Source organism: Glycomyces endophyticus, from assembly GCF_039531525.1.
Lineage (GTDB): Bacteria > Actinomycetota > Actinomycetes > Mycobacteriales > Micromonosporaceae > Glycomyces > Glycomyces endophyticus.
The window spans coordinates 86,064-100,598 of record NZ_BAAAQF010000006.1; the positions used below are offsets into that span (position 1 = coordinate 86,064).

The 14,535-nt window shown below is 72.5% G+C and carries 10 protein-coding genes; 7 read left to right on the forward strand and 3 right to left on the reverse strand.

The window, feature by feature from the left end; translation table 11 throughout:
• Positions 1-333: 333 nt before the first annotated feature.
• Entirely contained in the window at positions 334-2,973 is a 2,640-nt protein-coding gene (locus tag ABD419_RS10465) for a transglycosylase domain-containing protein (RefSeq protein ID WP_344485588.1), read from the forward strand.
• A 57-nt stretch (positions 2,974-3,030) separates the two neighbouring features.
• On the opposite strand, the gene ABD419_RS10470 is transcribed toward ABD419_RS10465, so the two are convergent.
• Complete coding sequence (locus ABD419_RS10470) at positions 3,031-4,272, reverse strand: amino acid deaminase/aldolase (protein ID WP_344485590.1); 1,242 nt, start codon at positions 4,270-4,272, stop codon at positions 3,031-3,033.
• Between the two features lie 92 nt (positions 4,273-4,364).
• Here ABD419_RS10470 and ABD419_RS10475 point away from each other — a divergent pair, with 92 nt between their 5' ends.
• Positions 4,365-5,687 carry a D-arabinono-1,4-lactone oxidase gene (locus tag ABD419_RS10475; protein ID WP_344485593.1) on the forward strand — a complete coding sequence of 441 codons (1,323 nt, stop codon included), beginning with the start codon at positions 4,365-4,367 and terminating at the stop codon, positions 5,685-5,687.
• 30 nt (positions 5,688-5,717) lie between these two features.
• Here ABD419_RS10475 and ABD419_RS10480 read toward each other — a convergent pair whose 3' ends face one another.
• The gene (locus ABD419_RS10480) at positions 5,718-6,116 is read right to left on the reverse strand and encodes a peptidase inhibitor family I36 protein (RefSeq protein ID WP_344485596.1); all 399 of its coding nucleotides are present in this window, start codon (positions 6,114-6,116) and stop codon (positions 5,718-5,720) included.
• Between the two features lie 156 nt (positions 6,117-6,272).
• Between ABD419_RS10480 and ABD419_RS10485 the strand changes: the two genes are divergently transcribed.
• From ABD419_RS10485 to ABD419_RS10505, 5 genes are all read left to right on the forward strand, one after another.
• Positions 6,273-7,016 carry a pyrimidine reductase family protein gene (locus ABD419_RS10485; RefSeq protein ID WP_344485599.1) on the forward strand — a complete coding sequence of 248 codons (744 nt, stop codon included), beginning with the start codon at positions 6,273-6,275 and terminating at the stop codon, positions 7,014-7,016.
• On the forward strand, positions 7,009-8,736 hold the full coding sequence (locus ABD419_RS10490; protein ID WP_344485602.1) for an ATP-binding protein: 1,728 nt from the start codon (positions 7,009-7,011) through the stop codon (positions 8,734-8,736). The genes ABD419_RS10485 and ABD419_RS10490 overlap by 8 nt, the downstream gene beginning before the upstream one ends.
• Positions 8,737-8,779: 43 nt before the next feature.
• Positions 8,780-9,934 (forward strand): exonuclease SbcCD subunit D, encoded by a 1,155-nt coding sequence (locus ABD419_RS10495; RefSeq protein ID WP_344485605.1) that lies wholly within the window; start codon positions 8,780-8,782, stop codon positions 9,932-9,934.
• On the forward strand, positions 9,934-12,366 hold the full coding sequence (locus ABD419_RS10500) for an AAA family ATPase (protein ID WP_344485608.1): 2,433 nt from the start codon (positions 9,934-9,936) through the stop codon (positions 12,364-12,366). Before ABD419_RS10495 ends, ABD419_RS10500 begins: the two co-directional genes overlap by 1 nt.
• Positions 12,367-12,518: 152 nt before the next feature.
• Positions 12,519-13,436, forward strand: coding sequence for a hypothetical protein (locus ABD419_RS10505; RefSeq protein ID WP_344485611.1), 918 nt, complete (start codon positions 12,519-12,521; stop codon positions 13,434-13,436).
• Between the two features lie 125 nt (positions 13,437-13,561).
• Here the strand turns inward: ABD419_RS10505 and ABD419_RS10510 are convergent, their stop codons facing one another.
• Positions 13,562-14,263 (reverse strand): aggregation-promoting factor C-terminal-like domain-containing protein, encoded by a 702-nt coding sequence (locus ABD419_RS10510; protein ID WP_344485614.1) that lies wholly within the window; start codon positions 14,261-14,263, stop codon positions 13,562-13,564.
• Positions 14,264-14,535: the final 272 nt, after the last annotated feature.

The window sequence follows — 14,535 nt, forward strand, 5'->3', positions numbered from 1 at the left end:
GGCGTGGTCAGCTAGCATCCAAGGTTCTGCGGGTGCCGGCCGGACCCACCACCCTTCGGCAGCGCTCGCCGAAGCCGCCCCGGGCCATGCGCCGGGGACCGGCACCTCACAACTCGTGGATGGTTGAGCATGAGCGACGTTTACCGCCCCTCGGGCCACTCGGCCGGACCTCCCGGATCTCCCGCAGGACCTCCGGCAGGACCGCGCCCCGGCTTCCAGGCGACGCCTCCGGCACGGCCCCAGGGACTCCCTCCCGGGCCGCCGCCCGGCCGCGCCGTCCCGCCGCCGCCCATGGGACCGCCGCTGCCTCCCATGGGTCCGCCCCCTCCTCCGATGGGACCGCCGTCCGGCGCGCCCGCCGGGCCGCCGCCCGCAGGTCCCCCGGCCGCCGGCCGGGCCGGTGTCGGGCGCGCCTCCGTCGTCGGCGCGGCCAGGCCCAAGACGGCCCCCGGCACGCCGCCGCCCGGCGGGAAGAAGCGCAAGAAGCAGATCTCCGTGCGCCGCCGCCGCGTCTACGCGGCCCTCATCATGGTCTGCCTGATGATGCTCGGCGCGGTCACCGTGGCCGGCTCCTGGTTCTTCCAGAACGTGCCCGCCCCGCAGGACCTCAAGTTCGGCGAGTCCACCTCGATCGCCTACTCCGACGGCGCGATCATCGCCGGGTACGGCGAGTACACCCGGAAGCTCGTCGACACCTACGAGGAGCTGCCCGACGAGGTCATCTGGTCGCTGCTCGCGTTGGAGGACAAGGACTTCTTCGAGCACGACGGCGTCGACTACAAGGGCACCATGCGCGCCCTCGTCAACAACATCACCGGCGGCGACACCCAGGGCGCGTCCACGATCAGCCAGCAGTACGCGGGCATGGTCCAGGACATCCGCGACGACATGTCGTACGGCCGCAAGGCCCGCGAGGCCGTCATGGCGATGAAGCTGGAGCAGCAGTACTCCAAGGAGACGATCCTCCTCCACTACCTCAACCTCAACTTCTACGGCCGCGGCAGCTACGGCATCGCCGCCGCCGCCCAGATCTGGTTCGGCGTGCCGCTCGAAGAGCTCACCTTCGGCCAGGGCGTCATGCTCGCCATGCAGGTCAAGGCAGGCGACGGCTCCTTCGACCCGCGCCTGGTCGAGGAGGGCGACACCGCTCCGCTCGACCGGTGGACGCACGGCATGGAGCAGCTGCTCACCCTCACCGACGACCTCAGCGACGAGCAGATCGCCGCGGTGCAGGCCGAGCTCGACGCCGGGATGCCCGAGACCCGCGACGTGCTCCAGAACCCGGGCACCTGGGGCCACAACACCTCGACCGGCTTCATTACGAACCCGACCGACGGCTACATCTGGGACGAGCTCGAGAGCCGCTACGGCCTCACGCAGGAGGACTTCTACGGCGAGAAGGAGGGCACCGGCGGCTACACCGTGGTGCTCACCCTCGACCAGGAGATCCAGTCGCTCGCCGTCGAGACCGCCAGCCGCGGCGACCTCAAGCGCAAGGAGAACGACGAGGGCCAGCTCGTCAACGACGCAGACGAGGTCGTCACCGAGCGCGCGGCTGCGGCCGAGTACGTGAACGAGGACGGCTTCTTCGAGTTCGAGGACACGAACGAGGAGGCCGCGCTGTTCGAGCAGTACGGCTCGATGGCCGACGCGGTCGTCGCCGTCGAACCGGGCTCCGGCCGGGTCCTCGGCTACTACGGCGGGGACAACGGCCTCGGCATCGACAAGGCCGGCATCGAGAACCCGCACCCGCCGTCGTCGACGTTCAAGATGGTCACCGCCGCCACGGCGATCCTCGAAGGCGCCTCGATCGACTCGTGGTGGAACTCCGACTCGCCGCGCGAGTTCGAGGCCCGCGGCGACGCCGGACCGGTCAGCAACGCCGGCCGCACCGAGAACACCGACATGACCCTCACCGACGCGGTCCGCAACTCGCGCAACACCCCGATGTACGCGATCGCCGAGGACTACGGCGCCACGACCGTCCTCGAGACCGCGATCAGGATGGGCCTGCGGACCATGCAGGCCACCTCCTCCGGCGACATCTACCGGTTCTACATCGAGGACGACGGCACGATCACCTACACGGTGCACAACACCGTGGAGACGGACGAGGGCTACATCACCGACGTCAACGGCAACATCGACCCGCTCGCCTCGGTCAACGGCTACGACGACGACCAGAACCCGATCCGGACGCCGCTGAACCTCGACGACACCCGCAGCCCGTTCGACTTCGAGATCGGGTTCGGCCAGTTCCCGACCTCCGTGACGGACATGGCGACCGTGTACGCCACCATCGCGAACGACGGCACCTACAACGAGACGCACTTCGTCGAGAAGGTCCTCGACCGCAACGGGAACGAGGTCCCGACCATCCGCGACCTGGAGCAGACCCAGGCCATGGACGCGAGCATCGCCCGCAACCTCCAGTGGGTCGGCTCCACCATCGACGGCGACGCCGGCGCGATCGACCACCCCTACACCGGCAAGACCGGTACGTGGGAGGCCAACTGGGACGGCTACGACGACGCCAACGCCCACACCTGGTACGTCGGCGCGATCAAGCAGCTCAGCATCGCCACGTGGGTCGGCAACGCCACCGCCGAGTCGGCGCCGCTCTTGAACAAGAACGGCGGCACCGACAACCTCTTCGGCGGCACCCTGAGCTATCCCGTGTGGAAGCAGTTCATGGAAGGCGCCATCGACGCCAAGGACTACGACAAGGTCGACTGGACGCAGGCCGAACCGCAGGGCAGCGCCATCGTCGACGACATCGTCAACGCCGACGGCACCATCGACCACGACAGCCCGTACTGCGCCACCGCGGCCGGCCAGGCCGACGGCCGCTGCGGGGCCGGGCAGCCGCCGGGCGGCGGCGGCCAGGGCGAGGAGTGCACGCCGATCATGGAGGCGCTCGGCTGGTGCACGCCTGAAGACGGCGGCGGCGGTCCGGGCGGCCGCGACGACTAGCGGGAACCGAGACGGGCCCGGCGGGATCACTCCCGCCGGGCCCGTTCACGTTCCGGCTCAGACGAAGGCGTAACCCTCGCCGCGGTAGGTCGGGACCTCGTCGACGACCTCGCCGCGCTGCACGAGGTGGATCGTGTTCACCCGCTCGGCCAGCTCGCCGGCCTTCGCGTGACGCATCCAGACCCGGTCGCCGATCGCGAGCGCGTCGGCGGCGCGGCCGCGCAGCGGGGTCTGGACCTCGCCCGCGCCCTCGGTCTTGACGTAGCGGAGCCCGCCCGGGAACGACGGCTTGGGCAGCCGGTCGGGACCGGGCACGCCCGAGGCGACCCAGCCGCCGCCGAGCGCGGTCACCATGCCGCGCTTGGGCCGCCGGACCACCGGCAGCGCGAAGAACGCGGCCGGGAGCGGCCGGATCGAGCGGTAGCCGTCGAACAGCGCCGGCGAGTACAGGCCGGACCCGGCCGCGATCTCGGTGACCGAGGGGTCGGCCGCGGTCGAGATGACCGAACCGGTGCCGCCGCCGTTGACGAACTCGAGGTCGGTGACGCGGCGGACCGCGGCGACGGCCTCGGCGCGGCGCTCGGCGAGCTCGGCCTTGGAGACGGTCTGCATGAGCCGCACGATCGGGGCCTTCAGCGACACGGCGCTGAAGGCGTCCTGGACGCCGGCGATCTGGCCCTCGTAGCCCATGATCCCGACGAGGGAGACGCCCGGGCGCTTGTCGATCTCGTGGGCCATGTCGAGCGCCTGGTCGGGCGTGCGGACGGGGGACCGGAAGGAGCCCAGGTGGAGCCGGCCGCCGAGGAGCTCCAGGGAGACGTCGAGTTCGAGGCACAGCCGCAGCGGCCGCGACGGGTTCGGCTCGACGTGCCGGGCGAGGAAGTCGAGGTGCTCGACCGAGTCGACCATGAGCGTGACGCGGCGGGCGAGCTCGTCGTCGGACGCCAGCGCGCGGAGCGCGTCGGTGTCGGCGGTCGGATAGGCGACGACGACGTCGTCGAACTCCTCCGCCAGCCACAGCGCCTCGGGGAGCGTGAACCCGAGAATGCCCTTGAACCCGGGCTGGGCGAGGGCGCGGCGCATGAGGGCGCGGCAGCGCAGGGACTTGCTGGCGAGGCGGAGCGGTTTGCCGATCGCGTTGCGGCGCAGGATGGCCGCGTTCGTGTCGAAGGCGTCCAGATCGACGGCGGCGAACGGCGGCTGGAGGCCGGCCGTGGCACGGTCGAGGACGCCGAACCGCTGGTCGGCGGCGGCGTGCGCGGCGGCCCCCGGCGAGCCCGCTACTCCCTTGTCACCCATGCGACTTCCCTTCTGCAGCTCAGTTGGGGTTAGATGAAAGCTACCGTGAAGTACACCTCGTATTCAACAGAGCCGTTGGAAGGACTGCCGCCATGGGGACCCCCGTCGTCGAGAACTCGCGCTGGCAGAACTGGTCGGGCACGGAGGCCGCGGAGCCGGTGCGGACCGTGCGCCCGGAGGGCCTGGAGGAGCTGTCGGCCGCGGTGGTCGCGGCCGGCGAGGACGGGCTGCGAGTCAAGGCCGTGGGCGCGGGGCACTCGTTCAGCGGGATCGCGGCCCCCGACGGGGTGCGCGTGGACATGGGCGGGCTCGACGAGGTGGTGTCGGTGGACCCGAAGTCGGGGCTGGTGACCGTGGAGGCGGGGATGCCGCTGTGGCGGTTGAACCAGGTCCTGGACGCGCACGGGCTGGCGCTGGAGAACATGGGCGACATCGACCGGCAGACGATCTCGGGGGCGATCTCGACGGGGACGCACGGCACGGGCGATCGGTACCGGGGCTTCGCGTGGCAGGTCAAGGGCTTGAAGCTGGTGCTGGCGAGCGGCGAGACCGTGCAGTGTACGGAGTTCGAGCGGCCGGAGCTGTTCGCGGCGGCGCGGCTGGGGCTGGGCGCGGTGGGGGTGATCGCGGAGGTGACGCTCCAGTGCGTGCCGGCGTTCCGGCTGCACGCGGTGGAGCGGCCCGAGCGCCTGGACGCGGTGCTGGAGGGCCTGGACGAGCTGGTGGCGGAGAACGACCACTTCGAGTTCTACTGGTTCCCGCACACGGACCGGACGCTGACGAAGCGGAACAACCGGCACGCGATGTCGGAGCCGAGCCGGGCGCCGAGCCGCCTGTCGTACTGGTGGAACGAGGGGTTCACGGAGAACACGCTGTTCTCGGCGAGCAACCGGGTGGGGGTGCGGTTCCCGGGGATGGTGCCGCGGCTGAACCGGGTGGCGGGCCGGGTGTGGAGCGCCCGGGAGTACACCGACGTGTCGCACAAGATCTTCACGTCGCCGCGGTCGGTGGTGTTCCGGGAGATGGAGTACGCGCTGCCGCGGGAGGCGCTGCCGTCGGTGCTGCGGGAGCTGCACGCGCTCGTGGGGCGCGAGGCGCACACGGTGTCGTTCCCGGTGGAGGTGCGGTTCGCGGCGGCCGACGACATCTGGCTGTCGACGGCGCAGGGGCGGCGGACGGCGTACGTGGCGGTGCACCAGTTCCACGGGCACGACCACGTGCCGTACTTCCGGGACTGCGAGGCGGTGTTCGACGCGGCGGAGGGGCGCCCGCACTGGGGGAAGATGCACACGCTGGGGGCCGAGCAGCTCTCGCGGCGGTACAAGCACTTCGAGGACTTCCGGCGGGTGCGGGACGGGGCGGACCCGGAGCGGCGCTTCGCGAACCCGTACCTGGAGCGGGTGCTGGGGGCCTGACGGCGGCGGGCCGCCGCCAGGCGGCGCGCGTCAGCAGGAGCCCTGGGTCATGAGGCTCTCGGCGTCGTCGTTGAAGCCCACTTCCTTGAAGTTCTGGATGGGCTGGTAGGCGTGGATGCAGTAGGAGTCGCCCTGGGCGCCGTCGTCGGCGTAGACGACGATCGCCCAGCCGGTGCGGTTGAGGGCGGAGCTGATCTCGTTGTCGCCGTTCCAGCCGCCGATCTCGAAGATCTGGCCGGTGCCGGAGGGCTGCCAGTTGACCCACTTGTCGCCGCCGTAGCCGGCGTCCTCCCACATGCAGACGTAGCCGGCCTCGCACGTGCCGGCCTCGGGCGCGGCCGCGGCGGGCCCGGCGGTGAGCGCGGTGGCCGCGGCGACGGCGGCGCCGGTCGCGGCGAGTCCGGTGGTGATCCTGCGTGCGGCGGACATCTTCGTCTCCTTCGTTCGGGTGTGGTTGCGCCGGACGGCGATCGGTCACGTTCAGCGACCGGTGCGCGACGCAACGCGAGTGAGTTTACGGATTCAGGGGCGCGTCGGGCCGAGTTCGCCGAATCCGCTGTCGGAGGGGTGGGCTAGGTTGCAGCGGTGGCAGACGTGCTGTACCGAAAACTCGATGAACTGACCGACGACGAGGTCTACGCGGCGTACGCGCCCCCCGAGCCGGACTGGCTGCGGGTGAACTTCGTGTCCAGCGCCGACGGCGCGGCGACCCTGGAGGGCCTGTCGGGCCCCCTTTCGGGTGAGGACGACAAGCGGGTCTTCAAGGTCCTGCGCGCCAGGTGCGACGTGCTGCTGGCGGGGTCGGGGACGGTCCGGGCCGAGGGGTACGGGCCGCTGGTGCTCTCGGAGGAGCGCAAGGCGTGGCGGCGCGAGCAGGGCCTGCCGGAGGTGCCGGTGATGGCGATCGCGACCCGCACGGCGAGCCTCGACCCGAAGGCGGGGATCTTCACGGAGGCGCCGCGGCGCCCGATCCTGCTGTGCCCGGCGGACCTCCAGGAGGAGCGGCTCGACCCGTTCCGCGAGGTGGCCGACGTGATCGCGGTGGGGGTGGGCGGGATCGACTTCCGCGCGGCCGTCGCGGCGCTGCGGGCGCAGGGCCTGCGGCAGATCCTGTGCGAGGGCGGGCCGCACGTCTTCGGCGGCCTGATCGCCGCAGGGCTCGCCGACGAGCTGGACCTGACGTTGTCGCCGCTGCTCGTGGGGGCCGGTCCGATGCGGATCGCCGAGGGCGCGGCCGCGGCCGACGCGACGCCGCTTCGCCTGCGACACGTCCTCGAAGCCGGGGGCAATCTCATCCTGCGCTATCTGCGAGGATCTGTGGATGAGTGATTCGGTGGGCCGCGTGCTGGGCACGGAGGACGCGACGCCCCTGTCGTTCTGGGTCGGGGTCGGCCCGGAGGCGTACGCGCAGCTCGACGACGTGCTCACCACCGAGCGCCAGGTCCCCGGGGTCGGCACGGTCCGCATCTCCGGCGTCGTCACCTCGGTGCGCAGCCGCCACGAGGGCGCCCAGTTCGACTCCGACGTGTTCGACATCGCCGGGGGCCTGCTCCCGGCGCAGGTGCAGGAGGCCGCCGAGGTCACGGTGACGCGCGTGGAGCCCGAGGTGTTCGTGCCGCCGCGTCCCGGCGCCGAGGTCCAGCGGGCCACCGGCGAGGACCGCGACCGGGCCCTGTACTTCGACGGCATGGCCCGCCAGGTGCCCCTCGGGTTCTCGCGCGACGGCCAGCCGGTGTTCCTGAACCCGGACTTCCTCGACGGCACCCGCGGCGCGCACGTCTCGATCTCGGGCATCTCCGGCGTCGCCACGAAGACCTCGTTCGCGACGTGGATGCTGTACTCGCTGCTGCACTCGGGCGCCCTGGGCGCCGAGGCCGCGAACACGAAGGCGCTCATCTTCAACGTCAAGGGCGAGGACCTGCTGCTCCTCGACCACGACAACACGAAGATCGACGAGACGGTGCGCGACTCGTACCGGCGCCTGGGCATGGAGCCCGGCGCGTTCAAGTCCGTGGAGGTGCTCGCGCCCCCGCGCGAGGGCGACTCGAACGGCGTCCCCGACGTGGCGTGCCGGTCCACCGGCGTCGACGCGTTCTACTGGACGCTCGCCGAGTTCTGCCAGCTCAACCTGCTGCCGTTCGTGTTCGCCGACGGCGACGACGACCGCCAGCAGTACACGATGGTCGTCCACCAGGTGGCGGCCCGGCTCCGCAAAGAGGCCCGGCCCAAGGACAACGGCGCGATCAGCGTCGACGGGCGGCTGCTCACCAGCTACCGGGACCTCGTCGACCTCGTGTGCGAGCGGCTCGCCGACGACGAGACCCGCACCGAGTGGGCCGGGTCGGCGATCGGCCTGGGCACCGTCAACGCGTTCATCCGGCGGCTCATCGCCTCCGGCCGCGACATCGGCCGCCTCATCCGCGGCGACCTGCCGCCGCGCGGCGCGGCGCTGTCGTCCGACGCGCAGGTCACCGTGGTCGACCTGCACAACCTGCCCGACCGGGCGCAGCGGTTCGTCGTCGGCGTGGTGCTGCGCAGCGAGTTCGAGCGCAAGGAGAAGGCCGGCACCGCCAGGCCGCTCCAGTTCGTGGTCCTCGACGAGCTGAACAAGTACGCCCCGCGCGAGGGCACCAGCCCCATCAAGGACATCCTGCTCGACATCGCCGAGCGCGGCCGGTCCCTAGGGGTCATCCTCATCGGCGCCCAGCAGACCGCGTCCGAAGTGGAGCGCCGCATCGCCTCGAACTCGGCGATCCGCGTCGTCGGCCGCCTCGACGCGGCCGAGGCCACCCGGCCCGAGTACGGGTTCCTCACCCAGGCGCAGCGCATGCGCGTGCTCATGGCCAAGCCCGGCACCATGTTCGTGGCCCAGCCCGAGCTCCCGGTCCCGCTGGTGGTGAACTTCCCGTTCCCCGCCTGGGCCACCCGCCCCGCCGAGGCGGGGTCCGCGCCGACCGCCGCCTCGCGGTCGGGCCGCGCACTCTCCGCCACCGCCAAGGTCGACCCCTTCGACCTCGCCGGAGACGACGAGGACGACATTCCGTTCTGAGCCGGCCCACGGCTCGCGAGCATCGCCCAGAGGGGGGCACCACTTGCGGATTCTCCACACGTCCGACTGGCACGTCGGCGTCACATTGAAGGGCCGCCCGCGCCTCGACGAGCAGCGCGCGGTCTTCAGGCAGATGGTCGAGATCGCCAGGGCGGAGGAAATCGACCTGGTGATCGTCGCCGGCGACCTGTTCGACACCGCCTCGCCCTCCAGCGACGCGCAGAAGCTCCTGTTCACGGCCCTCTCCGCGCTGCAGGGCACCGGGGCCGAGGTCGTCGTCGTCGCGGGCAACCACGACAACGGCAAGGCCCTGGAGGCGCTGCGGGCCTGGGCCCACGCCGCCGGCATCCACCTGCGTGGCAGCCTCGGCAAGGCCGCCGACCACATCGTCACCGGCGAGACGAGGGACGGCGAGCGGTGGAAGTGCGCCGCCCTGCCGTTCATCGCGCAGCGCCACGCCGTGCGCGCCGCCGAGCTGTTCGAGCTCGGCGCGGCCGGGGCCGAGGCGAACTACGCCGACCACCTGCGCCGCCTCGTCGCCGCGCTCACGCAGGACTTCGGCGCCGACACCGTCAACCTGTTCACCGGCCACCTCACCGTCGTCGGCGGCAAGGTCGGAGGCGGCGAGCGCGAGGTGCACACCGTCGCCGACTACGCCGTGCCCGCCGCGATCTTCCCGCCGACCACCTCCTATGTGGCCCTGGGGCACCTGCACCGGGCCCAGGCGGTCGTGGGGCCCTGCCCGATCCGCTACTCCGGCGCGCCGGTCGCCGTGGACTTCGGCGAGGAGGACCACACGCCGAGCGTCGCGATCGTCGAGGTCAGCGCCGGGGTCCCCGCGAAGGTCCGGACCGTGCCGCTGACCGAGGCCGTGCCGCTCCAGACCGTGCGCGGCAACCTCGAGCAGCTGGCGAAGGCCGAGGCCGACGAGCGGGCCTGGCTGCGGGTCTTCGTGACCGAGCCCGCGCGGGCGGGCCTGCGCGGCGAGGTCGCCGACCTGTTCCCCAACGCCGTCCAGATCCACATCGACCCGGTCATGCGCCTGGAGCAGTCCGCGCCGCGCGAGCGCCGCTCCGGGCGCAGCCCCGGCGAGCTGTTCGGCGTGTACCTCGCCGAGAACGGCCACGACGACCCGGCCGTGGCGAAGCTGTTCTCGCAGCTGTACGAGGACACCCAGACCGTCGCCGAGGAGGCCTGATGCGTCCGATCCGGTTGGACCTCAACGGGTTCGCGTCGTACACGGGCGCGGAGACCTTCGACTTCACCGACGTGGACTTCTTCGCGCTCACCGGGCCCACCGGGGCCGGGAAGTCCACCGTGCTCGACGCGATCTGCTTCGCGCTGTACGGGCGCACGCCGCGGTGGCGGGTGAACACCACGCAGAACGCCCTCGCGCCGTCCGCGGTGGAGGGCCGGGTGCGGCTCGTGTTCGCCGCCGCCGGCACCCACTACGTGGCGACCCGCATCCTGCGCCGGGACCGGAACGGGAAGGTCAAGACGACCACGGCCGCACTGGAGCAGCTGCCCGAAGGGGTGGACCCGGCCGACGACGAGGCCCTGGTCGAGGGCCTCGGAAGGGCGCTCGCGGGCAGCCCCAGCGAGGTCTCGAACGCCGCGGAGCGCGTGATCGGGCTGCCGTTCGAGCAGTTCACCAAGTGCGTGCTCCTCCCCCAGGGCGAGTTCGCGGAGTTCCTCCACGCCTCCCCCGCCGACCGGCGCAAGATCCTGGAGAACCTGCTGGGGCACAGCGTGTACCGGCGCGTGCAGCAGCTCGCGGGCGCGAAGCGGGACGCGGCGACCACCGCGATGAAGACCCTCGAAGCGCAGCTCGCGCGGGTCCCGGCCGTCGCCGACGCCGAACTGGCGGCCGCGGCCGAGCGGGTCGAGCAGCTGGAGAAGCTCACCGAGCCGGTGCGGGACAAGGCGAACGCCCTCGACGGGCTCGCCGCGGCCGTCGAAGGCGCCCGGCGTCGGCTCGCCGAGGCCGAGGCGAACCTGGCGTCGCTGACGTACATCAAGCGGCCCGACGGGGTCGCCGACATCGCCGCGCAGCTCGCCGACGCGGCCGCCGCGGTCGCGACGAAGGCCGCCGAGGTCGAGGCGACCGAGACCGAGGACGAGCGGCTGCGCGCCGAGCTCGACGGCCTCGACCTGGGGCTCATCGAGCGCCAGCTGAAGGCGTGGGCCGAGCTCGCCGAGACGGCGTCGAAGCTGAAGACCGGCCTGGAGCTGACCGAGGAGCTGCGCGACCAGTTCGCCGAGGCGAAGGAGCTGGAGGAGGCCGCCGGCGAGGAGGTCGAGATCCAGCACGCGTCCCTCCACAAGGTCCGGATGGCCGAGCTCGCCGGAACGCTCCGGGCCGGGCTCGCGATCGGCGACGAGTGCCCCGTGTGCGACCGCCCGGTCGACCGGGTGCCCGAGCACGACCTGTCGGAGTCCATGCAGCAGGCCGAGGAGGCCTCGCGCACGGCCACGATCGAGCACCGGGACGCGCAGGCCGCCGTCGTCGCGCTCCAGACGAAGCTCGAGAACTACGAGGAGCGGCTCACCGAGCTGCGCCTGGCCGAGGGGCGGCTCAAGAAGCGCCTCGAAGGCGTCGACGAGCCGCCCGCGCTCCAGGCCCGCCGGTCGTCCTCCGAGGAGGCCCGCCAGCAGCTCGCGGGCACCAGCGCGGCCCTGAAGGCCGCGCGGCGGGCCCTGCGCGAGGCCGAGAAGCGCAAGCAGACCGCCGACGAGCGCCAGCAGCGGGCGTGGAAGGAGTTCCAGCACGCCCGCGACCAGGTGGCCGTGCTCGCGCCGCCCGCGGCCGGGGACGACCTGGCCGCGAGCTGGGAGGCCCTCGTCGACTGGGCCAAGGCCTCGCTGGAGCGGGCCGGCAGCGAGCGGGAGTCGGCCCGGACCGAGCTGGCCGGCCTCGACGGCCGCGCCGGCACGCTCCGCGGCGAGCTGCGGCTCGCCCTGGGCGAGTTGGACGTCGACGTCACGCGCACCGGTACCGGCGGCGACTACGTCGCCCGGCACGCCGCCGCGGTCGAGACCGCCAGGGCCGCGTCCGCGCGGCTCGCCGAGGCCCGCCGCCAGCGCGTGGACCTGGAGGCGGAGACGCGGCGCTTCGCGCACGAGGCCGAGGTCGCGAAGGCTCTGGCCTCGCACTTGGAGGCGCGGCGGTTCATGGAGTGGCTCCTGTCGGAGGCGCTCGACGAGCTGGTGGCCGGCGCGACGGTGATGCTCAACCAGATCACGTCCGGGCAGTACGACCTGATCTACCGGGACCAGGACTTCTGGGTGGTCGACCACCACGACGCCGACATGGCGCGCCCGGCGCGGAGCCTCTCGGGCGGCGAGACGTTCGCGGCCTCGCTGTCGCTGGCGCTCGCGCTGAGCGACCAGCTGGCGAGCCTGGCGCGGCACGGGGCCAGCCTGGAGTCGATCATCCTGGACGAGGGCTTCGGCACGCTCGACCCGGAGACGCTCGACGCCGTGGCGACGACCCTGGAGGCGCTGACGCTGTCGGCCGGGCGCACGGTGGGCCTGGTGACGCACGTGGCGGAGCTGGCCGAGCGGGTGCCGGTGCGGTTCCGGATCACGAAGGACGCCAAGGGCTCGCACGTGGAGAAGACCTGGTCCTGACGCACCGCCGGACGGGGCGCCGCGGGGTGCTGCACTGCTCCGGCGGCCGCCGGAGGCTCCCACCGGGGTGGGCGACCGGACCTCGACGGGGCGCTCGGGTCTCGACGGCGGGAAGTAGGCTGGGCCGCAATCGACCTGAAAGCGGGTGCGCCTTGCAGATCACCGTCGACGCCTGGGACCCGTCCTTCGCGGACAACCCGGAGTCGCCCACGCGCGGCAACGCGGCGATCGTGGAGCCCGGGATCGAGCTGGAGCCGGCCGACTGGCGGCCGATCGACGCGCCCGCGAGCGGGCCGCGGCGGCTCGTCGTGGTCGACGGGGTGCGCCGCGTGGACGCCCGTGTCGAACTGCTCGACGGCGGGGACCGCTGGCCCGGCGTGTGCGTCTCGTGGGCCGCGGGCGCGGTCGCGTGCGACCTCGACGGGAAGGTCTCGGCCGTGGCCGAGGCCGACGTGGGGCGCGGCCTGTTCGCGGCCGTGGACCCCGGCGCGGACTTCGGGCGGTACCCGTACCGGGAGGTCGAGTCCGCCGATCCGGCCGAGCTCATCGCGGCCGCGCAGCGGGCGATGATCGAGCTGGAGGCGAAGGTGGCCTCGACGGTGGCGATGGACGCGGAGCTGGCGGTCCTCGACGGGCCGCTGCGCGGTCGCGACCAGCTCTCGAACGCCGTGGGCTACATCAAGAGCCACTCGCGGTCCTACCTCAAGGGCGAGCAGAACGCCGTGGTCGAGCGCCTCGCCCCCGGCCAGCGCACCCCCGTGTTCCACCTGGTGTCGGGCTGGCCCCGCTACACGTGGTACCTGCGGCTCCCCGGCACGAGCTCGCGCGGCTGGTCGGGGGTGGCGCGCCTGGAGGCCTCCGACGACCTCTCCGAGGAGGCCGCGATCGCCCTCGCGGACGCCACCGCGGCGGCGCTCCCGCCGCTCGGCTCGGCCGCGCACAAGGACGCCAGGGCGCCCCAGAACCTCACCCCGATCGCGGGGCTCGAACGCCGCCTCAAGCGGATGCTCGGCGACCCGCGGCTCCTCCTGCGCTCGGTGCGCGCGGCCTCGATGGAGTCCGGCGGCTGAGGGAGCAGCGCGGGGTCCGGCTCGAAGGGGCGCTGGGGGAACGACAGGAGGCCCCGGCGCGTCTGCGCCAGGGCCTCCCAGGGTCAGCGAACTCCGGGTTCGCGGGATCTCAGGTTATGCGGCTGCTAGTACCAGCCGTTGGACTCGCTGTGCGACCACGCGCTGCACGGGCTGCCGTAGCGGCCGTCGATGTAGTCGAGGCCCCAGGCGATCTGGGTGGCCGGGTTGGTCTCCCAGTCGTCGCCGTTGGCGGCCATCTTGTCGCCCGGGAGCGACTGCGGGATGCCGTACGCGCCCGAACCGGAGTTGTAGGCGGTCTCGTCCCAGCCCGACTCGCGGTTCCACAGGTCCACGAGGCACTGGAACTCGCCCATGTCCCATCCGGCGTCGAGGGTCATCGTGCAGCCGATGGCCTGGTTGCCGGAGTAGTCGGAGCACTCGGCGGAGATGTCGACGCTGGAGCCGGAGGACTCCTCGGACGCCGTGTCCTCGGCGGGTGCCTCCTCTTCCTCCTCGACGGGGACCTCGGCCGGGTCGGACTGCGCGGTCTCCGGTGCGGCCTCCGCCTTCTCGGGCAGGATGCTCGTCATCGTGTCCACGTCGTCCCACTGCCGGTCGGCGGTGCCGGCGTCCGCGACGATCTCCTCGGCCCGCAGTTCCTGGGCCGTGGGGTCGTCGGTCGCGATGATCGCGGCGCTCGCGCTGCTCGCCGAGCCGACTGCGAGCAGTACGGCGGCGGCGGACACGAACACCCGGGTGCGCACCACGTGCCGGAGCCCGCCGGGGCGGGGCTCGTCGGAGCGGTGCTTGGCTCGGGTCGTCTTCATGCGGGTAAACATCGGGGGTAACCCTAGAAGCGCGAAACCCCGCGACCGTACCGCTGAGTAACGGTGACAATACGGCATATCGCCGCCTGTACCGGAACGGCTCGTGTACCCGTCTCGCCCGATAGCGGGAGTATCGCGAGCGGTGCCCGATAGGTCGGGAACCCGGACCGGACGGCTCCTCCGAACGGCCCATTGACGGTCGCCGGGGCGCTCCTACTTTCTTCCACTTAGGTCCACCGAGAGCAATGTCACATGACGCGGCGGACCGGCCC

What these genes read in the sequence shown, in the direction of transcription:
- ABD419_RS10490 (WP_344485602.1), top strand. Translation starts at nt 7,009, where the DNA reads ATGAGTGATTCGGTGGGCCGCGTGCTGGGCACGGAGGACGCGACGCCC.
- ABD419_RS10470 (WP_344485590.1), bottom strand. Translation starts at nt 4,272, where the DNA reads ATGGGTGACAAGGGAGTAGCGGGCTCGCCGGGGGCCGCCGCGCACGCC.
- ABD419_RS10465 (WP_344485588.1), top strand. Translation starts at nt 334, where the DNA reads ATGGGACCGCCGTCCGGCGCGCCCGCCGGGCCGCCGCCCGCAGGTCCC.
- ABD419_RS10500 (WP_344485608.1), top strand. Translation starts at nt 9,934, where the DNA reads ATGCGTCCGATCCGGTTGGACCTCAACGGGTTCGCGTCGTACACGGGC.
- ABD419_RS10475 (WP_344485593.1), top strand. Translation starts at nt 4,365, where the DNA reads ATGGGGACCCCCGTCGTCGAGAACTCGCGCTGGCAGAACTGGTCGGGC.
- ABD419_RS10510 (WP_344485614.1), bottom strand. Translation starts at nt 14,263, where the DNA reads ATGAAGACGACCCGAGCCAAGCACCGCTCCGACGAGCCCCGCCCCGGC.
- ABD419_RS10480 (WP_344485596.1), bottom strand. Translation starts at nt 6,116, where the DNA reads ATGTCCGCCGCACGCAGGATCACCACCGGACTCGCCGCGACCGGCGCC.